This is a genomic window from Brevibacterium sp. OS20 (genome assembly GCF_056837565.1).
The window spans coordinates 1249318-1267809 of record NZ_CM166367.1 but is presented as its reverse complement, the minus strand read 5'-3'; the positions used below and the strand labels follow the sequence as shown (position 1 = coordinate 1267809).

Genomic DNA, 18492 nt, shown 5'->3' with positions numbered 1-18492 from the left:
TCAAGGCTGGGCCGGCTCCGTGGCGCCTGCCGCCTCGGTGGGTTTGAGGGCATGGTGGACTGCGACGATTCCGCCGGTGAGGTTACGGTATTTCACCTGGTCGAAGCCGGCGTCGAGGATCTGATGGGCGAAGGCGTCCTGGTTCGGCCAGGCACGGATCGACTCGGCCAGGTAGACGTAGGCTTCGGGGTTCGACGACACGGCACGGGCCAGCGGCGGCAGGGCTCTCATCAAGTACTCCTTGTACACGAGGCTGAAGGCATCGAGCGTCGGAGTGGAGAATTCGCAGATCACGAGGCGTCCGCCGGGCTTGAGCACGCGCAGCATCTCGGTGAGCGCCAGGTCGACATCGTGGACGTTGCGGATACCGAAGGAGATCGTGACGACGTCGAAGCTCGAATCGGCGAAAGGCAGGTCCATCGCATCGGCGTAGATGAAGTCGATCTGCGGGTGCCGACGGCGTCCCTCGGCGAGCATTCCCGTGGAGATGTCCCCGGCCACCACCTCGGCGCCGTGGTGGGTGAACGTCATCGAGGAGGTGCCGGTGCCGGCAGCCAGGTCGAGCACGCGCTCACCGGGCCCGGCGGCCACGGAATGGGCCACGGTGCGCCTCCAGGCACGGGCGAAGCCCAAGGAGAGGACGTCGTTCGTGAGGTCGTAGCGGGAGGCGACATCGTCGAACATCGACGCGACGTCTGCGGGCTGTTTGTCCAGCTTGGCACGGTTCATGACCATATTCTCTCAACACCCGAACCGGGAGGGCGAATCCGGATCCCTGGTACTCGCGATCCTCAACTAGAATCGAGGCGACATGACTACGACTTTCGGCACTTCCGACATCCTCTCCGCCCCTCCGCGCCTGCATGTGCGGTCCCGTTTCGTCGACGATGTCGATCCGGGGCCCGGCTTCCCCTTCGAATCGGGACTGCCCACGACCGTGGAGCAGACGCTCGAACTGCTGCCCACCGACGGCTTCTCCTGCTGGGTCCGTGACACCTCCGGCCTCATCGGCTTCGGCCGCACTCTGCGCATACGGGCCCGCGGCCCCGAGAGGTTCACCGAACTCTCGGATGCGTGGAAGGCCATCACCGAGGCGGCTGAGATCGAGGATGAGGTCGATCTGCTCGGTTCCGGACTCATGTGCTTTGCCACGGTCGCCTATTCGGGGGAATCCGCGGTCGATTCGATCATCCATGTCCCCGAATTCGTCCTCGGCCGCCGCGGCGGCCGCGTGTGGCTGACCTCGATCTCGACGGCCGAGGTACCTCCCCTGCCGCCGATCCTCCATGCCGAACCGCTGCAGCGCGTGCACTCGGCCCATGCCGAAGCCGGCGAGCTCGATCCCGACAAATGGTCCCGGCTCGTCGAGCAGGTCGCCGCCATGCTCACTCCGATCGACAATTCGGCGGAGGTGGACGCATTCTCGGATGATCCGACTCTGCGCAAGATCGTCCTCGCCCGCGACGAGGTCGTCACCACCGGAGAGGACATCGACGTGCGTGCGGTGCTCGGTGCGCTCAACCGCAGCTACCCGAGCTGTTGGACCTTCGACATCGCCGGTCTCATCGGGTCGACCCCGGAGCTGCTCATCGGGGTCGAGAACAACAGAGTGACCTCACGAGTGTTGGCCGGAACCTACCGGGTGGAGAAGAACCCGATGGAGGAGATGCCGGCGGCTCGGAAGCTGCTGAGCGCGCACAAGGACAGCACCGAACATGCGTTCGCCATCGCCTCGCTGCAGCGCAGTCTGGGTTCGGTCGCCGAGGATGTCACCGTCGATGAGCGCCCCCACCTGCTGCCTTTGGCCAATGTCATCCATTCGGCCTCCGATGCGCAGGCGAACCTCTCCCCCGATTCCGGGCTCACCGCCCTCGACGTCGCCGCAGCGGTCCACCCCACTGCCGCCGTCGGCGGCTACCCGCAGGCGAGCGCCGTGGCCCGCGTCGATGAGCTCGAACCCCTCGACCGCGGCCGCTACTCCGGTCCCGTGGGATGGATGGACGGGCGCGGCAACGGCCAGTTCGGCATCGCCCTGCGCTGCGGCCAGCTCGAGGACCGCAACCGCATCCGACTGTATGCCGGTGCCGGGATCATGCCGGATTCGGATCCCGCCACCGAGGTGGCCGAGACGAACGCGAAGCTGGCCCCGATGCGCCGGGCGCTCGGTCTCGACCGAGACTGACTTCTCGCGCTCACCGCACCTCCCCTGCTTTCGGAAGACCGGTGAGAGTTCCGTCGCCTAGTGCGGTGCCGTCACCTCGATGATGCGACGGGCACCGGCGTCTCGCTGTCCGTCGATGCGGCCGAGAGCCGCTTCGAATTCCTCAGCGCTGGTCACCTGTTCGTGATCCCATCCGTACCCTGCAGCGAGGTCGGCGAAACCGCGACCGTGGGGAACGGTGAAATATCGTTCCAAGAAACCTTCGAGGTGGGGCTGGGAATGTTCGAGCCCGGAGAAGATCGCTCCCCCGTCGTCGTTGAGCACGACGATCGTCACGTCACCGGCATCCTCGGTGCTCGGGGTGAGCAGTCCTCCGATGTCGTGGAGCATGGCGATATCACCGATGAGCAGGACGACCGGCTCCCCCAGGCCCAGCGACAGTCCTGTCGCCGTCGAGATCAGTCCGTCGATTCCGGCGAGTCCGCGTGAGGCGTGGATGCGGGCGCGGATATCGGTGGCGTCGCTGAGATAGCGCACCGAGTTCGAGCTGGCAACGAAGAGAGTGATGTCCTGGGCGGCCAAATGCTCAGTGACCCTCCGCGCCGTCGCCTGGAAATCCTTCGCCGAGGCGGCACCCGGGTTCTCTCCCTTGTCCGGTTCCGGGGATCGTTCCGCAGACCGCTCTGTTCGTGCGGCTGCGACAAGCGACGTCCCGGCGTCGATCCAGGCGCGCACCCAGGTCTCCCCCGAGGCGGCGGTGCCCTGCGTCTCGCCCGCAGCCGTCTCGTCGTCCGCGACGGTTCTCTCGTCGCGGACGGTCAGGTCGAATGCATCGACGGCGTCGGGAATGCGCTGCACGGTCACGGTTTCGTCGGCGAGCAAAGCGGCGACGGGCCTGGTCAGGGTCGGTTTTCCGTGGACGATGACGGTGCGGATCGACTCGCGCAGCTCGGAGTGTTCGCTGAGCACGCGGGCATGGGCGGGCACGAGGGTCGACGCTTCGGCCGCTTCTGTGGCCGACGAGTTCGAATGATCGGCAGAGGTGCGGGCCAGCGGGCTCGAGGGTTCGGCCAGCACCGGAAGATGATGATCAGCGGCGAGCGCGCGCAGGGACTCGGCCGAATGCCCGCCTGCGTCTCCGGCAACGATGACGGTTCCTTCGGTCACGGTGATACCGAGGTTCGGATGAGACTCCGACGCGGTTGTGGTCGTGGTCGAACGTTGCCCGGCGCCGTTCCCAACCTGTTCGACGATCTCGTTCTTCCACGTGTCCAGCTCGTTCGGGGTGGGAACCAAGGGGGTGTCGAACTGCACATTGATTTGGACGGGGCCGGCCGCCTCGGTGCCGGTGTCCCTGCGTGATCCCAATGCTGCGGCCACGGCGTCTGACATCGCTCGGTGGACCGCCTCCGCGGTCTCACCGGCGGATATATCGAACCGGGCGCGGACATCGCTGAGCACCTGCGACTGGTCATCGATGGTCTGGTTGGCTCCGGTGCCGCGCAGCCGAGCGGGACGATCCGCGGTGAGCGCCAGCAGCGGCACGTGCCCGTACGAGGCCTCGAGGACGGCGGGATGGAGATTGGCCACGGCCGAGCCGGACGTCGTCACGACCGCCACGGCGGACTCACAGCCGCGCGCACGCAGACCGCGGGCCAGGCCGAGGGCGAGGAAGGCGGCATCACGCTCATCGACGCGCACGTGAGTGCGGATGAGCCCCGCCTCGGCGAGCGGAGCCAGTGCATAGACCAAGGGGGCGGACCGTGAACCGGGGGCGAAGACGACATCACTGACCCCGGAATGGACCAGGCTTCGGGCAATCTGCTGCGCCACCGCGCTCGAATTCGACATCACCTGTTATTCAACCACCTGACCACCTGTGGTTCACCTCCGCCCTCTAACCTCGAAAAATGCGCCGCTCGTTGATCATTGCGATGGGAGCACGAGCCATCCGCACTCTGACCGCGGCCCGCTCCCATCGCGGACGCTATCCCGCCCGCGACCAGACCACCTCCTTCCTCGGCCCCGAACCCCGCGGGAAGGACGCCCGGACCTGGCATATCCGGGACAAACGGAAACTCTCGCCGAGGCTGCGCGAATTCTTCCTCTACTCCCCCGCGCTCGGTCGCACCGTCGGCGTGCGTGTGCTGCTGCCGGGGATTCCCGCCGAGGTCAGCCCCGTCATCCACCTCTTCCACGGAGGCGGCGATGATTTCCGGTCGTGGACGGATTTCGGATCCGCCGAGGAGCTCACCCTCGACTCCCCGTACCTCGTCGTCATGCCCGACGGCGGAGCAGGAACCTATTCGCGTCTGGCTGTCGGCAGCAAGGTCCACGACTGGCCGCGATTTCATACCGAGGAGATCCCGGCGTTCCTCAAGGCGAACTTCTCCGTCGACTGGGCGCCTGCCAGCCAGCTGGTGGCGGGGCTGTCGATGGGCGGGTACGGGGCGATGAAGTACGCGGCCTGGCATCCCGACAGGTACGGATCGGCCGCCGCGTTCTCCTCTCCTCTGGATCCCCTGTCGACCGTGCCCGCCTTCGACATCATCGCGATGCGCGAAGGCGCGCGATCACTGAGCCTGTTCGGCGATCCCGCTCTCGACCGCAGCGAATGGCTGGCGAATTCCCCGTACGCTCTGGCCGAGAACCTCCGCGGCCTCGACCTGTGGTTCAGCGCCGGTTCCGGCAGCCTCGAAGGGGCGAAGGATCGCGACCTTCTGGAGTCGATGATCAGCTCGCAGGGCGAGCGCTTCTCTGCCCGTCTCAACTCCCTCGGCATCCGCCATTCCTGGTTTCCGCGCACCAGCGGCCTGCACAACTGGACGAGCTGGGAACGGGAACTCGGGGCGTGGCTGAAGACCCTCGCCAGGCGGCGCAACTATGCGAGTTCGGATCGTCGTCGGACAGATCGCGTGGCCGATGGCGGACAGTTCACCTTCCTCACCGGCCATGCCCTCTTCGACATCCATGGGTGGCGGGTGGAGATCTCCCGTCGTCGCGCGCAGGTGGTGCGCTTCGACGCCGTCAGCGCCGCCGGCTTCTCCCTGACCGGGACCGGCAGCTTCCGTGTGCGCACTCCCGGTCTCTTCGATCCCGGCCGCCGCTACGACATCAGCGTGTCCGGTCCCAGCGGGGACAATGCCTATCAGCAGAAGGCCGACAAGAAAGGGCGGCTGACATTCACCGGCCGCCTGGCCGCGGCCATGCACGATCCGATCATCCCCGGAAAGCGCACCGCTCATTTCGCCACGCTGGGACAGGACGAGGTGACCACGGTGAGGATCGCCTCGGCACCGGTCGACGCAACGGTCGATGGCGAAAGGTCCACAGCCGATGTTCCAGATCCGTCACAGACAGAATCCACGGACGATCCCACTGGCGTCTATATTGAGAGCGGTCGCGAATCGACGGCCGCTGATTCTTCAGAACGCTGACTCGAGAGGTCAACCATGAAACGCATACTCCCAGCCATCGCTCTTTTCGCCGGACTCTCCCTCGTCGGCTGCACGGGTGGAGGAGACAAGCCGGACCAGGCTGACGGCGGCGGTGACTCCTCGCAGGCGTCAGCCGAAGAGACCCCGCAGGCAAGCAAACTCGATGAGGCGAAGCTCAAGGAGATCCTTGAGTCGACCAAGGCCGAGGGTCAGTCGTTCAAGGCCGTCGACGGTGCCGGCAATTCCTCCAGCGAGGCCGTCAAGGCCCTGGAGAGTTCTGAGTTCGAACCGGCCAAGTGCAAAGACATCACCATGAACCTCCTCAACGCCAACCTCGCTTCCAAAGGCACCACGGTCGCTGGAACCTCCACCGACAACATCCTCTCCGCGGCACTGTCGAGCTATGACGATCTGGACGGCGCGCAGACCCAGATCGAGGGCGCCTCGAAGATCGCAGAAGAATGCAGCGATGTGAAGATCAAGACCGCCGGCGTCGAGATGTCGATGAAGTACAAGACCTTCGACGCCAAAGTCGACGGGGCAGACGAGACCAATGGAATCGTCGCCTCCGTCGAGGCCGGCGGACAGACAGCCATGAACCTGCGCATGGTCTACGCCCTCGTCGGCAACAACGTCGTGGCCGTTTCCAATATCGCCGATGTCGAAGAGGCCACCGTGACGAAGACCGCCGGTGCCTTCGTCGACGCGGTGAAGAACGCAGGCTGACCCGGTTCGCCCGCGAGTCGATTCAGGCGGTATCAGTTCAATCAGAATCGGCTCAGTCTCGCAGGGCGCTCCAGCAATCCTGGAGCCGGTCGGCCCACCACGCGAATCGTCCCGGATCCACCGCCAGCTGCTCCAGGCGGTCAGGGTCCGGGACGATTCGCGTGACCGGGATGGCGCCGTCGACCGGAGTCAGGGCCGCCTCCTCCGCGACGACATCGGCGGTGAAGAGGCGCCCGGTGCCCAGCCCGCAGGCCACCCGATCGCCGAGGATGTCCCGGCTGCGATCGGTGCGAGGCAGTCTGGCGGCGAGTTCGGCTCCGGCGGCCAGGCCGACGGATGACTCAAGAGCCGAGGACACGACAGCAGGCAGGCCCGAAGCGCCGATGACTTCGAGGGCGGCGCCGATCCCGCCCAGCGGCTGGACCTTGACGATGATGACCTCGGCCGCTCCGAGTTCGGCCACGCGCAGCGGGTCCTCGGCTTTGCGGATGGATTCGTCGGCGGCGATGACGATCGGCAGTCCTCGCCGGGCAAGCTCAGCGCGCAGTTCGGCCAGCTGCTCGACCTCGGGCACCGGCTGTTCGAAGTATTGGATATCGAACTCGGCAAATGTCTCACAGGCATCAAGGGCCTCGCTGAGCGTGTAACCGGCATTCGCGTCCAGGCGCAGCGTCGTCTCGGGGTAGAGCCTGCGGAATTCCCGTAGGCGTGTCAGATCCTCGTCAAGGGAGGCGAATCCGTACTCGGCGACCTTCGCCTTGACGGTGCCGACCCGGTCATAGCGCGACAGGATCGGTGCGACCTGATCAGGTGGACAGGCGGGCAGGGTGCCGTTGACGTCGACGGTCTCACCGCTCGTCCCCGCCTCAACCTGCGCCGGAAAGGAACCGCGCACGGGAACGGTGGAGGGGGCCGCCTCGGCGAGGCCGGTCTTCTGCGGGATCAGCCCGGAGAATTCGAGGGAGGCACGCAGCCACCGGCTGGCCTCCTCGGTGCCGTATTCGACGAACGGGGAGAACTCCGCCCACCCGGAGGGGCCGGTGAAGAGCGCCACTTCTCGCTCCGTGATCCCCCGGAACCGGGTGACCATCGGCAGCCGCACCACATGCAGGTCCTCGATGACCTCCTCGAAGCGCCGCGGCAGATCAAGAAGTGCGGCAGCCGGAGCCTCTGAGTCCAGTGTGCCAGGGTGCGAACGTGCGAAATCGGCCATGAGCCCAGACTAACCTCCGCCGATCCTGCCACTCCTGTCTGCCGTTCGGAACCTCACCGTCCGCCGCCCGGCCCCGAACCTGACCTCAACGACCAAGCGCTAGGCTGGGGTCATGACGGTTTCTGAAATCTTCGACCCTTCTGCTTGGCGCGAAGTCTCCGGCTTCGACTTCACCGATATCACTTACCATCGGGCCATCGACCCCGCCACCGGCAACGACATCGGCTGTGTGCGCATCGCCTTCGACCGCCCAGAAGTCCGCAATGCCTTCCGTCCGCACACCGTCGACGAGCTCTACCGCGCCCTCGACCATGCCCGCCAGACCTCCGACGTCGGCGCCGTGCTGCTCACCGGCAACGGCCCGAGCGAGAAGGACGGCGGTTGGGCCTTCTGCTCCGGCGGCGACCAGCGCATCCGCGGCCGCTCCGGTTACCAGTACGCCTCCGGTGAGACCCGTGAAAGCGTCGATCCGGCTCGTGCCGGCCGCCTCCACATCCTCGAGGTCCAGCGCCTCATCCGCACCATGCCGAAGGTCGTCATCGCCGTCGTCCCCGGCTGGGCAGCCGGCGGAGGCCACAGCCTCCACGTCGTCTGCGATATGACGATCGCCTCACGCGAACACGCGAAGTTCAAGCAGACCGATGCCGATGTCGGCTCCTACGACGCCGGCTACGGTTCCGCCTACCTGGCGAAGATGGTCGGGCAGAAGAAAGCCCGCGAGATCTTCTTCCTCGGCCGCACCTACTCCGCGCAGGAGATGGCCGATATGGGTGCCGTCAACGAAATCGTCGACCACGCCGATCTCGAGACCGCAGCCCTGCAGATGGCGCGGGAGATCCTGGGCAAGTCACCGAACGCGCAGCGCATGCTCAAGTTCGCCTTCAACCTCGTCGACGACGGGCTCGTCGGCCAGCAGGTCTTCGCCGGCGAAGCCACCCGACTGGGCTATATGACCGACGAGGCGGTCGAGGGCCGCGACGCCTTCCTCGAAAAGCGCGATCCCGACTGGTCGCCGTTCCCCTGGTACTACTGAGCGGCCGGTTCCCATAACTGTGTCCATGCGCGAACTCAGCCCTCACGAGCTGCCCGAGGCGATTGATCGGGCACTGACCAGGACCTCGATCCTCATCCTCCCCTCGGATCGGGACGGTGCCGTCACCGAGGCGTCCCCCGGCAAGTGGGCAGGACCTGTTCCCGCTCCGGCCCTCATCCTCTTCACCTCCGGGTCGACAGGGAAGGCGAAAGCGGTGGCGTTGTCAGCTGACGCGCTGACAACCTCGGCCCGGGCGACCGAACGGTTCCTCTCGGGGCCGGGTGACTGGCATCTGTGCCTGCCGGTCAACCACATCGCCGGGTTCCAAGTCGAACTGCGCGCCCGTCTGGCGGGCCGCGCCCCGGTCAGGGCCGCCTCGGCGAGGTTCACCGCCCAGTCCTTCGCCGCCGAGGTCGCGACTCTGCTGGAACGGGCGGGCGACCGACCGACGTACACCTCGCTCGTGCCCACCCAGCTCCACCGCATCCTCGAGGACGACGCGGCGACCGCTGCAGCCGCACGGATCACGCACATCCTCCTCGGCGGGGCGGCGATCTCACCGTCCCTGCTCGAGCGTGCCGAGGCCGCGGGCCTGGCGATCGTACGGACCTACGGGATGAGCGAGACGGCGGGCGGCTGCGTCTATGACGGGGTTCCGTTCGACGGCGTCGACGTCACCATCACCGAGGCGGGAACGATCGATCTGAGCGGCCCCGTCGTCGCCGACGGCTACGTCGAGATCGGCATCGATGGAACCATCAGACCGGTCGAGTCCCCCGCCTTCACCGTCGACGAGGCGGGACGGCGGATCATGCACACCAGCGATCTGGGCCGGATCGACTCCGGTGTGCTCAGCGTGCTCGGTCGAGCCGACGACATCATCGTCTCCGGGGGCACGAACGTCTCCCCGCACGCCCTGGAGACCGGCCTGCTGCCGAGCTGGCAGAAGGCGGGAATCGAGGAGATGCTCGTGACCTGGGTGCCCGACGAGGAATGGGGCAGACGGATCGTCGCGCTCGTTCGCCTCGCCGACGGCGGAGGTGGTGTCGGAGTCGAGGATCCGCAAGAATCGGCACAGAGACTCAACGCCCTCGATCACGGGATGACGGGGCAGCTGCTGCCGCAGCTCGTCTTCGCGGTCGCCGAGATTCCGAACCGGTCGATCGGCAAACCCGATCGCCAGGCGGCGGCCCGCATCGCCGCCGATCTCATCGCGCGTGATGCGAATACCCATACCGGTGAACTACCGGTAACATAAGACGGCTCCACAATTCGACAGGAAGGTGAGCGAGGACTATGGCTGATGCCGCCCAGTGGATTTCTGGAGCTCGACTGCGAACTCTGCCCCTGGCTCTCGCACCCGTCCTCATCGGAACCGGCGCCGCGATCGGATCGCTCGGCGGATTCACCGCCTTCATCCTCGACGACATCTCGGGCAAGGACGACCACGTCAGCTTCGGACAGATCCTGCTGCGCGGATTCCTCGCTCTCCTCGTCTCCCTGTGCCTGCAGATCGGCTCGAACTACGCCAACGACTACTCCGACGGCATCCGCGGCACCGATGACGAACGTGTCGGACCAGTCCGTCTCACCGCGACCGGACTGGCCGAACCTCACGAGGTCAAACGGGCCGCCTTCATCTTCTTCGGCCTGGCCGGAGTCGCGGGCATCGTGCTCATCCTCATTTCACAGGCCTGGTGGTTCCTCGTCGTAGGAGCCGCAGCCGTCGCCGCCGCCTGGTTCTATACCGGGGGCAAACGACCATATGGCTATATGGGCCTCGGCGAGGTCTTCGTGTTCGTGTTCTTCGGGCTCGTGGCGACCTTGGGCACGATGTGGATGCAGGTCGGTCATCTCAGCCTCAGCGGCTGGGCCGGTGCCGTGGCAATCGGGTCTCTGGCCTCGGCTGTGCTGATGGTCAACAACCTCCGCGATATCCCGACAGACATCGAGGCAGACAAGATCACCCTGGCCGTGAGGATGGGCGACAATGCCGCACGCATCGCCTATGCGGTGCTCGTGCTGCTGCCATTCGCGCTGCTGGCGCTGGCGATCCTCGACGGACATCCCGCCGTGGCCTTGGCGATCCTTGCCCTCGTCCCAGCACTCAACCCACTCAAGACGGTGCTCAGCGGCACAACGGGCCCTGGCCTGATTCCGCCGATCAAATCCACTGGATTGACCGGTTTGGCCTTCTCCGCACTGATGGGTCTCGGCCTGGCACTCTGAGGCATTTCAGTGCTGACGCCTGGCGTTCCAAGGCTCAGCCGCCTGGCGTTCCAAGGATCAGCGCGCTGAAAGGCCCCAGCTCATTCGGATCTGAGCCGGCTCAGCCGAGCCGCAGCTCATTCGGCTGAGCCACAAGTTCATTTGGACTGGTCGCCGTCTTCTCCAAGGCGCTCCTCGACGATCTCGTCTTCTGCCGCTTCATCGGCGCCGACGCGCTTGGGCTTGGAGGCTCGCTTGGCGACCTTCGCTTCGATCTCGGTCGCTGCTTGGGCGCGCATCTTGCCGAGCAAGAGGTAGCTCAGCAGCGCGCCGATGATGATGGCGGCGATCGCCATGACGAGATTGAAGCCGAGGAACGGGAACAGAACGAGGCCGGCGGCGATGATGAGGCCGAAGCGAGCGAGTGTGTAGAGCCAGAAGGTGCGCATTGAACTCATTTTAGCCTCCGATCGTGACAGTCTTGTCACCGCCCGCTGGAGGCCGCGCTCAGGTTGGTGGACTATCCTTGTTGCATGGCTCGACTACTCATTGCCGCGATCGTCCTGGCGGCAGCGGTGACACTGTACGGACTCTTCGATTGCCTGTTGCGCGATCGGGGTCTGATTCGAGTCCTGCCCAAACCCGTATGGGCACTCATCATCCTCTTCATCCCCGTCCTCGGGTTCATCCTCTGGTATCTGTTCGGACGCGGTTCGGAAGACAAGCCCACCCGCGGCACCCGCCCTCGCGGTCAGGTCGCCCCGGATGATGATCCGGACTATCTGCGACAGGTCGATCGCGAACTCAAGCTCGGCAAGCATGCGCCTCCGGCTCAGGACAACGACGAGAAGGAATCTCCGCGCGATGATTCTGGCAAGCCGGAAGATGACGGCGATCCCGCTGATTCCTCCGCTGATACGTCAGCCGATTCTGATGACCGGGGCACCAAGGGCGACGGCCGCGGCCGCTCGAACTGAGCACATCCTCGGCGCACTTTCGCCTCATCGGTGCGAGACCATCTTCGCGTTCTGACGTCTCCGGCGAGCTCGACCATCCTCGCGTGCTGACGCCTCTGCCGTGCGAGATCATCCTCGTGTGAAGACGTCTCCGCGGTAAGAGGCCCCTCGACTGCCAGCTGCTGCCGTGAAGCAGACAAGTCTTCGCGGACAAGCAGCTTCCCGCTCTCACCCCCTGCCGCAGCCGCGCCGCACTGCCGCTGTTCGACAACGGCATCGATATCGCAGGCGCGTTGCCATGCTGCGATTCAACTAATAGTCATTGCTTTCTCTGAAATACACACTGAGGAACGTCGTGATTTCAGAGCAGCCCGAGCCGAAACGGTCGTCCGCCGCCAGATCACGGCATCGAATCAGCACGCAAACGGCCCAGTCTGAGGCGGAGAGCCCTGTTTCAAACATGGGCTGTTCGCCTCAGACTGGGCCGTCAGCAGAATTCGGCTACGTCAGAGCGGCCTTGAGAGCGACCCCGCGCCTCAGTCGAGCCCGGAGTACGAGTGCAGGCCGTTGAAGTACATGTTGACGACGGTGAAGTTGAAGATCACCGAGGCGATGCCGATGAGGTTGAGCACAGCCACCTTCGTCGGGCCCCAACCGCGGGTCGCACGAGCGTGCAGGTACGCGGCGTAGATGACCCAGACGACGAACGTCCAGATCTCTTTGGAGTCCCAGCCCCAGTAACGGCTCCAGGCCACTTCGGCCCAGATGGCACCGGCGATGAGTGTGAACGTCCAGGTGATGAAGCCGACTGCCGCGATCCGGTAGGAGATCCGCTCGAGGTCGGTGCTCGAGGGCAGACGGTGGAGGAACCGCAGCCACTTCGGATCCTTGGTCTCGTGCACGCTCTTCAGGATCTGGAAGACCGCCAGGATCGCAGAGATGTAGAGGAGGGAGGTCGAGAGGATCGCGATCGGCACGTGGATGGCGATCCAGTACGAATCCAGCGCCGGGATGAGCTTCGCGGCAGGCGTGTAGAAGACGGTGATCGCCAGTCCCAGGCACAGCAGCACTCCCCCGGAGACGAATGTTCCCAGGTAGCGCACGTCCTTCTTCGTCAGCACGACGAGGAAGACGATGACGGTGATCGCGGTGGCGGTGAGGACGTACTCCATCATGTTGCCCCACGGCACGCGGGAGACAGACAGGGCACGAGTGAGCACGCCGCCGACGTGCAGCAGCATGGCGAGCACGAGCAGCGAGGTGCCGATGCGGGCGCCCCGGTGCTTGTTCTTCCGGGACGACTTCACCGTCGCGGAGTCGTCATCACCGGGCCGGTCGAGGACGGCAGTCGTCGCCGTCTTCCGGTTCGTCCGCCGCACCGTGGTGGCCTTGGCCGAGGTGGCGACCTCGGCTTCGGAGGTCTTGAGCTCACGCGCGCCGAAGAGATCGAAGGCGTAGAAGATCATGGCGACGGCGTAGACGATCATCGCCGAGATGATCAGCTGGTTCGACCACATTGCGAGGTCAGTGTTGACGTCCATTCATCCTCCGCACCGCTGAAGTGCTCTTCAGTCGCAGGTTGCTGCTGCCAGACTCTCTGTCTGACCATATGTCGGTGCGCGCGCTGCCGACTCCGTGACGAAGCCACCGGCGACGCGCACTCCGCGGCTATTCTACTCCGCGTAGTACTTCGGGTTCATCTTTCGTCGTCGTCACCGTGCTCACCCTCATCGGGTTCCGGATCGCGCAGGTCCTTGACCAGGTCATCGACGGCACGCTCGACCATCGGATCCTCACCGCGGGCCAGGGCGGCCACCTCGGCGTCGCCGTTCTTGATCCGCACCCATACGCGTCGGCGGGGAACGAACAGGGACAGGCCGAGCCCAGCCAGGACGAGGATCGCGCTGATGAGCATGAGCGCCTGTGTCGGGTCCTGGGAGATGTCGACGGCGATGTACTTCTTGACTCCGTCGAAGGTCACCGAACCGCCGTTCGGCAGCTTCTGCGTCTCCCCCTCGGCGAGCTGGATGACGAGCGGGTTGCCCGACTCGTCGGTCATCTCCGTCATGTTCTCTGCGTCGAGGGAGTACACGGACTGCGGGACTCCGGAATCGAGGCCGAGGTCGCCGGTGTACCCGCTCATCACGAGGTAGGGGTTGCGCAGCTCGGCGAAGCTCGAGATCAGCTCACCGTCCTCATTCTGCGCGGCCGTCGGCAGGAACACCCCGACGAAGCCCATCTGCGTGCCGGCCGAGTCCGGGACCTTGATGACGCCCTCGGACGTGTAACCGGGGTCCCCTCCGTCCGGGATGAACACCTGCGGACCGGACTGGACGATATCGCCCTTCGCATCACGTACGGTCACCTCGGGGGCGTAGCCGTTGCCGGTGAGATAAACGCCGACGCCGCCCACGCGCACCGGTTCGTTGACCTTGAGGACGTGCGATTCGGTCGTCCCGTCCGCCGTCGTCGTCACCTTCGCATCGAAGGTGCGCGGCTGACCGAACTGGTTGCCCGCCGCCTGATCGTCGAAGGTGGAGGTGAAGGAGTCGAGCTTGAGCCGGAAATCCGGCAGGTTGTCGGCATCGTAGTAGGAGCCGGGTTCGAAGGAATCGTAGGAGACCAGCGAATTCGAGAACGTCTCGCCCTCGACGAGGATGCGCTGACCTTCGTAGCCGAACAGCGATCCGATCGCCATCGTCAGGGTTGCCATGAGCAGCGCGATGTGGAAGACGAGGTTGCCGGTCTCGCGGAGATAGCCGCGTTCGGCGGCGATGTGATCGGACTGGCGGTTGATGCGGTACCCGGACTTCTTCAGCCGGGCCTCCGCTGCGTCGAGGAACGCCTCATCCGCATCCTCACGGGTCTCTGCTTCTGCCTGCGCCGAGGTGAAGGCGGCGTATCCGGGCATCCGGGACAGCCGCCTCGGTGCTTTGGGCGGGGACGAGCGCATCGCCTTCCAGTGCTGCTTCGTCCGCGGGATGATGCAGCCGATGAGGGAGATCATCAGCAGCAGGTAGATCGCGGAGAACCACACCGAGGAGTAGACGTCGAACATCTGGATGGTGTCGAGGAACTGTCCCCAGGCACCGTTGTTCTCCAGGAAGGTGTTCACCCGGCCCGGGTCCTGGATCCGCTGCGGCAGCAGAGATCCGGGAATCGAGGCGAGGGCGAGGATGAGCAGGAGGATCAGTGCCACCCGCATCGTCGTCAGCTGGGTCCAGGCCCACCGGCACATGCCGATGAACCCGAGCTGCGGCTGCGTCACGGTCGACTTCGCGGCAGGCTTGTCTCCCTGCTTCGCCGTCGTCTTCGCACCCGATTTCGGCTGTGTCTTCTCCGAGCCTTCGGTTGAGCCCGCCACTAGATCACCACTTCGAATCCATTGATGAGACCTTGCAGAGAGGTCATCCACATGTTCCATACGCCGCTGGCCATGAGCACACCGAGGATGATGAGCATGATGCCCCCGGCCCGCACGATCGCGGTCTGATGCTTCCGCACCCAAACGAGTCGCCCCGCGCCCTTGTGGATCGCCAGCGCCAGGAGGATGAACGGGATGCCCAAGCCCAGACAGTAGACGAAGGCCAACAGCGCTCCGCGCCAGATCATCCCGTCACCGCCGAAGCTCACAGACATGCTCAGCACCGCCGACAGGGTCGGTCCCACACAGGGTGCCCATCCGAGGGCGAAGGTCGCTCCGAGCACCGGTGCACCCCAGAGTCCGGCCTTCGGTCTGGCACGGATGCGACGTTCGTTCTGCAGCAGACCGAATCCGCCCATGAACACGAACCCGGCAAGGATGACGATGACGCCGAGGACGCGCAGGATGACCGACTGCCATTGGGAGAACAGCGCTCCCAGCGCGGAGAAGCTGGTCCCCAGCAGCACGAAGACGACGGTGAAGCCGAGGACGAACAGACTGATGCCCACGACCACTCGCCACGTCTGCTTGTCGCTCAGCGATGATCCGGACAGCCCGGTGACGTACCCGACATAGCCGGGAACCAGGGGCAGCACGCACGGGGAGGCGAACGAGACGAGTCCGGCCAGGGCCGCTGCGCCGGCAGCCAGCAGCAGCGGGCCGGAGAGGACGGTCTGGGCGAAGTCCGCCCCGAGTCCACTCACTCGGCCAGCACGTCCTCGATGAGTCCCTTGAGAGTCGAGGCATCGATCTCACCGACGACTCTGGCCGCGGCCCGGCCCTTCGCGTCGAGGACCACCGTCGAAGGGGTGGCCTGCGGGGGCAGGACTCCGGAGAGCAGAGACACCATCTCACCGTTCGAATCGAGCATGTTCGGGTACGGCACCTGGTAGTTCTGGATGAACGCGTTGGCCGCAGCCTCTTGGTCGCGGACGTTGACGCCGATGAACTGGGCCTTGTCCCCGAATTCCTCGGACACGGACTTCAAGTCGGGGGCTTCCTTCCGGCACGGCGGGCATGCCGCGTACCAGAGGTTGACGACGACCGGGGTGGGACGCAGATCGGCCAGAGACATCGACTTCCCGTCGAGGGTCTCGAAGCTCAGATCGAGGGGTTCGCCGCGGTCCTCGGCCGCCACCTGCGAGACGACTCCCGAGCCGGAGACGTACCCCTGGTCGGATCCGGCCTGATCGGCCAGCTCATCGTTCTCGCTGCAGGCGCTGAGCGCCAGGGCCGTTCCGGCGGCGAGTGCCGAGGTGAAGAGGGCCCGACGGTTGAGGGAACGGCGTCCGAAACTCATGCTCCCGCCACCGCGGTGCCCGGCTGCAGATCCGCACAGATGCTCTCATAACTCACGGACACCAGTGTGGAGGAATCGAATGTGAAACTGGTGATAGAAGCCAGGTCACATTCGCGTCTGCGCGGGTCGTGGACGAGCGAACGTCCCTCCCCCGACAGGCGCGTCATCCAGATCGGCAGCTGGTGGGAGACGATGACTCCTTCGGCGTCCGGACCGTGGAGGTCGAGCTTGGCTCTCAGACTGGCCATTGCGGCCCGCATGCGCAGCACGATCTGCTTGTACGGCTCTCCCCAGGACGGGGTGAGCGGGTTGTAGAGGCGCACCAGGTTCTTCGGCTCGGCCAGCCGACGAGCGTCCAGCTTCTGTCCCTCGAAGGAATTCGCCGCCTCGATGACCCGGTCGTCGTCGAACACCGGCAGGTCGAGGGACTTCGACAGGGGACGAATCGTCTGCTGTGCCCGCAGCAGCGGGGAGGCGACGAGTTCGACCGGACGAGTGGGTGCGGTGTGGAAGTGCTCGGCCACGCGCACGGCCATCTCGTGTCCGCGCTCGGTGAGACCGAAATGCGGCAGACGCCCGTAGAGGATGCCGTCGGGGTTGTCGACTTCGCCATGGCGGACGAGGTGGATGGTGGTCATGACTGCGCCTTCCCGGCCTCCGGAACCGCGGCCGCTGCCTTGGCCGCCGCCGGCAGGGCGCTGATGATCCGGTCGAGGATCTCATCGGTGTGGGCGTAGGACAGGAACCAGGCTTCGAACGCGCTCGGGGGCATATGGATGCCCTGATCGAGCATGGCGTTGAAGAAGGCGGTGTAGCGGTCGACGTTCTGAGCCCGTGCCCGGTCGTAGTTCGTCACGTCGGTGTCGGTGAAGAACACGGAGAACATCGAGTTCGCCGACTGGATGACGTGGGCGACGCCTTCGGCTTCCAGGCTTGCAGCGACGGCCGGGCGCAGAATGTCCGCGGCGCGACCGATGTGCGAGTACACGTCGAGTTCGGTCGTCAGCTTGAGCGTGGCCAGACCGGCAGCGGTGGCCACCGGATTGCCCGAGAGCGTTCCGGCCTGGTAGACGGGGCCGGTTGGGGCGAGGTGGGCCATGATCTCGGCGCGACCGCCGAAGGCCGCTGCCGGGAAGCCGCCGCCCATGACCTTGCCGAAGGTGAACAGGTCGGCCGGGCCCTCTGGGTAGCCGAGAGTCTCGGATTCATAGCCGTACCAGCCGGCGGCGGAGACGCGGAAACCGGTCATCACTTCGTCGCTGATCATCAGCGCACCGTGGGCCTTGGTCAGCCGGCGGATGGTGTTCGTGAAACCGTCGCGGGGAGGCACGACGCCCATATTGCCGGGGCTGGCCTCGGTGATGACGCAGGCGATGTCCTCACCGTGTTCGGCGAATACGGCTTCGAGACCGGCGGCGTCGTTGTAGTCGACGACGATTGTGTCCTGTGCCTGGGCTCCGGTGACTCCGGGTGTGTCGGGCAGAGAGAACGTGGCCAGTCCGGAGCCGGCCTGGGCCAGCAACGAGTCGACGTGACCGTGGTAGCAGCCGGCGAACTTCACGACCTTGGACCGTCCCGTGTAACCGCGGGCCAGACGGATCGCCGACATCGTCGCCTCGGTGCCTGAGGACACGAGGCGCACCTGGTCGACGGGATCGACGCGGCGCACGATCTCCTCGGCGAGTTCGACCTCACCGGTCGACGGGGTGCCGAAGGAGAATCCCTTGACGGCGGCTTCCTGGACAGCGGCGACGACCTCGGGGCGGGAGTGGCCCATGATCATCGGACCCCAGGATCCGATGAGGTCGATGTAGTCGTTGCCGTCGGCGTCGCGCAGCCACGCACCGGTCGCCTCGGTGATGAAACGGGGGGTTCCGCCGACGGCCTTGAACGCGCGGACCGGGGAGTTCACTCCGCCGGGGATGACCGCCTCGGCGCGGGTGAAGAGGGCGGCGGACCGATCGGTGGTGTGACCGTTCGTCTCTGCTGTCGTCATGGTTCTCCTCTGATTCTTCGCGGGTCGGGTTTCGTCCC

The 18492-nt window shown here is 65.6% G+C and carries 17 protein-coding genes; 7 read left to right on the top strand and 10 right to left on the bottom strand.

The features are described 5' to 3' along the window. Positions 1-729, bottom strand: a complete 729-nt coding sequence (locus ACVZTU_RS05465; RefSeq protein ID WP_139468597.1) for a demethylmenaquinone methyltransferase — start codon at positions 727-729, stop codon at positions 1-3. An 82-nt stretch (positions 730-811) separates the two neighbouring features. On the opposite strand from ACVZTU_RS05465, the gene ACVZTU_RS05460 reads away from it, so the two are divergent. Then, positions 812-2182: an isochorismate synthase gene (locus ACVZTU_RS05460; protein WP_139468598.1), complete on the top strand. Its 1371-nt coding sequence runs from the start codon at positions 812-814 to the stop codon at positions 2180-2182. Between the two features lie 57 nt (positions 2183-2239). Here ACVZTU_RS05460 and menD read toward each other — a convergent pair whose 3' ends face one another. Next, positions 2240-4012: a 2-succinyl-5-enolpyruvyl-6-hydroxy-3-cyclohexene-1-carboxylic-acid synthase gene (gene menD / locus ACVZTU_RS05455; RefSeq protein WP_446655879.1), complete on the bottom strand. Its 1773-nt coding sequence runs from the start codon at positions 4010-4012 to the stop codon at positions 2240-2242. A gap of 59 nt (positions 4013-4071) precedes the next feature. On the opposite strand from menD, the gene ACVZTU_RS05450 reads away from it, so the two are divergent. Further along, the gene (locus ACVZTU_RS05450) at positions 4072-5598 is read left to right on the top strand and encodes an alpha/beta hydrolase (RefSeq protein WP_446655880.1); all 1527 of its coding nucleotides are present in this window, start codon (positions 4072-4074) and stop codon (positions 5596-5598) included. 15 nt (positions 5599-5613) lie between these two features. Next, positions 5614-6324, top strand: a complete 711-nt coding sequence (locus ACVZTU_RS05445) for a hypothetical protein (protein WP_172173690.1) — start codon at positions 5614-5616, stop codon at positions 6322-6324. Between the two features lie 52 nt (positions 6325-6376). Here ACVZTU_RS05445 and ACVZTU_RS05440 read toward each other — a convergent pair whose 3' ends face one another. Next, positions 6377-7537, bottom strand: coding sequence for an o-succinylbenzoate synthase (locus tag ACVZTU_RS05440; protein WP_482401556.1), 1161 nt, complete (start codon positions 7535-7537; stop codon positions 6377-6379). 112 nt (positions 7538-7649) lie between these two features. Here ACVZTU_RS05440 and ACVZTU_RS05435 point away from each other — a divergent pair, with 112 nt between their 5' ends. From ACVZTU_RS05435 to ACVZTU_RS05425, 3 genes are read left to right on the top strand one after another with little or no spacing between them, the layout of a single operon-like run. Then, a complete protein-coding gene (locus ACVZTU_RS05435; RefSeq protein WP_062861280.1) occupies positions 7650-8570 on the top strand; it encodes a 1,4-dihydroxy-2-naphthoyl-CoA synthase in 921 nt (306 codons plus the stop codon). 25 nt (positions 8571-8595) lie between these two features. Next, on the top strand, positions 8596-9828 hold the full coding sequence (locus ACVZTU_RS05430; RefSeq protein ID WP_482401555.1) for an AMP-binding protein: 1233 nt from the start codon (positions 8596-8598) through the stop codon (positions 9826-9828). A gap of 38 nt (positions 9829-9866) precedes the next feature. Continuing rightward, entirely contained in the window at positions 9867-10799 is a 933-nt protein-coding gene (locus tag ACVZTU_RS05425; RefSeq protein ID WP_062861278.1) for a 1,4-dihydroxy-2-naphthoate polyprenyltransferase, read from the top strand. 137 nt (positions 10800-10936) lie between these two features. On the opposite strand, the gene ACVZTU_RS05420 is transcribed toward ACVZTU_RS05425, so the two are convergent. Next, positions 10937-11227, bottom strand: coding sequence for a DUF4229 domain-containing protein (locus tag ACVZTU_RS05420; protein WP_101546796.1), 291 nt, complete (start codon positions 11225-11227; stop codon positions 10937-10939). Positions 11228-11311: 84 nt separating this feature from the next. On the opposite strand from ACVZTU_RS05420, the gene ACVZTU_RS05415 reads away from it, so the two are divergent. After that, the gene (locus tag ACVZTU_RS05415) at positions 11312-11755 is read left to right on the top strand and encodes a PLD nuclease N-terminal domain-containing protein (protein WP_139468603.1); all 444 of its coding nucleotides are present in this window, start codon (positions 11312-11314) and stop codon (positions 11753-11755) included. A 515-nt stretch (positions 11756-12270) separates the two neighbouring features. On the opposite strand, the gene ccsB is transcribed toward ACVZTU_RS05415, so the two are convergent. The 6 genes from ccsB to hemL all read right to left on the bottom strand — a co-directional run bounded on the left by ccsB (position 12271) and on the right by hemL (position 18454). Continuing rightward, positions 12271-13275: a c-type cytochrome biogenesis protein CcsB gene (ccsB, locus tag ACVZTU_RS05410; protein WP_434594348.1), complete on the bottom strand. Its 1005-nt coding sequence runs from the start codon at positions 13273-13275 to the stop codon at positions 12271-12273. Positions 13276-13430: 155 nt separating this feature from the next. Continuing rightward, entirely contained in the window at positions 13431-15098 is a 1668-nt protein-coding gene (gene resB, locus ACVZTU_RS05405) for a cytochrome c biogenesis protein ResB (RefSeq protein ID WP_229664134.1), read from the bottom strand. Then, positions 15098-15862, bottom strand: coding sequence for a cytochrome c biogenesis CcdA family protein (locus ACVZTU_RS05400; protein ID WP_482401554.1), 765 nt, complete (start codon positions 15860-15862; stop codon positions 15098-15100). Before ACVZTU_RS05400 ends, resB begins: the two co-directional genes overlap by 1 nt. After that, positions 15859-16458, bottom strand: coding sequence for a TlpA family protein disulfide reductase (locus tag ACVZTU_RS05395; RefSeq protein ID WP_139468606.1), 600 nt, complete (start codon positions 16456-16458; stop codon positions 15859-15861). The genes ACVZTU_RS05400 and ACVZTU_RS05395 overlap by 4 nt, the downstream gene beginning before the upstream one ends. Next, positions 16455-17096 carry a histidine phosphatase family protein gene (locus ACVZTU_RS05390; protein ID WP_139468607.1) on the bottom strand — a complete coding sequence of 214 codons (642 nt, stop codon included), beginning with the start codon at positions 17094-17096 and terminating at the stop codon, positions 16455-16457. Before ACVZTU_RS05390 ends, ACVZTU_RS05395 begins: the two co-directional genes overlap by 4 nt. Then, complete coding sequence (hemL, locus tag ACVZTU_RS05385; protein WP_482401553.1) at positions 17093-18454, bottom strand: glutamate-1-semialdehyde 2,1-aminomutase; 1362 nt, start codon at positions 18452-18454, stop codon at positions 17093-17095. The genes ACVZTU_RS05390 and hemL overlap by 4 nt, the downstream gene beginning before the upstream one ends. Between the last annotated feature and the right edge of the window lie 38 nt (positions 18455-18492).

Bases quoted from the DNA above. Each gene is read 5' to 3' on its own strand.
- ACVZTU_RS05465 (WP_139468597.1), bottom strand. From the start codon at position 729: ATGAACCGTGCCAAGCTGGACAAACAGCCCGCAGACGTCGCGTCGATG.
- ACVZTU_RS05460 (WP_139468598.1), top strand. From the start codon at position 812: ATGACTACGACTTTCGGCACTTCCGACATCCTCTCCGCCCCTCCGCGC.
- menD (WP_446655879.1), bottom strand. From the start codon at position 4,012: ATGTCGAATTCGAGCGCGGTGGCGCAGCAGATTGCCCGAAGCCTGGTC.
- ACVZTU_RS05450 (WP_446655880.1), top strand. From the start codon at position 4,072: ATGCGCCGCTCGTTGATCATTGCGATGGGAGCACGAGCCATCCGCACT.
- ACVZTU_RS05445 (WP_172173690.1), top strand. From the start codon at position 5,614: ATGAAACGCATACTCCCAGCCATCGCTCTTTTCGCCGGACTCTCCCTC.
- ACVZTU_RS05440 (WP_482401556.1), bottom strand. From the start codon at position 7,537: ATGGCCGATTTCGCACGTTCGCACCCTGGCACACTGGACTCAGAGGCT.
- ACVZTU_RS05435 (WP_062861280.1), top strand. From the start codon at position 7,650: ATGACGGTTTCTGAAATCTTCGACCCTTCTGCTTGGCGCGAAGTCTCC.
- ACVZTU_RS05430 (WP_482401555.1), top strand. From the start codon at position 8,596: ATGCGCGAACTCAGCCCTCACGAGCTGCCCGAGGCGATTGATCGGGCA.
- ACVZTU_RS05425 (WP_062861278.1), top strand. From the start codon at position 9,867: ATGGCTGATGCCGCCCAGTGGATTTCTGGAGCTCGACTGCGAACTCTG.
- ACVZTU_RS05420 (WP_101546796.1), bottom strand. From the start codon at position 11,227: ATGCGCACCTTCTGGCTCTACACACTCGCTCGCTTCGGCCTCATCATC.
- ACVZTU_RS05415 (WP_139468603.1), top strand. From the start codon at position 11,312: ATGGCTCGACTACTCATTGCCGCGATCGTCCTGGCGGCAGCGGTGACA.
- ccsB (WP_434594348.1), bottom strand. From the start codon at position 13,275: ATGGACGTCAACACTGACCTCGCAATGTGGTCGAACCAGCTGATCATC.
- ACVZTU_RS05395 (WP_139468606.1), bottom strand. From the start codon at position 16,458: ATGAGTTTCGGACGCCGTTCCCTCAACCGTCGGGCCCTCTTCACCTCG.
- ACVZTU_RS05390 (WP_139468607.1), bottom strand. From the start codon at position 17,096: ATGACCACCATCCACCTCGTCCGCCATGGCGAAGTCGACAACCCCGAC.
- hemL (WP_482401553.1), bottom strand. From the start codon at position 18,454: ATGACGACAGCAGAGACGAACGGTCACACCACCGATCGGTCCGCCGCC.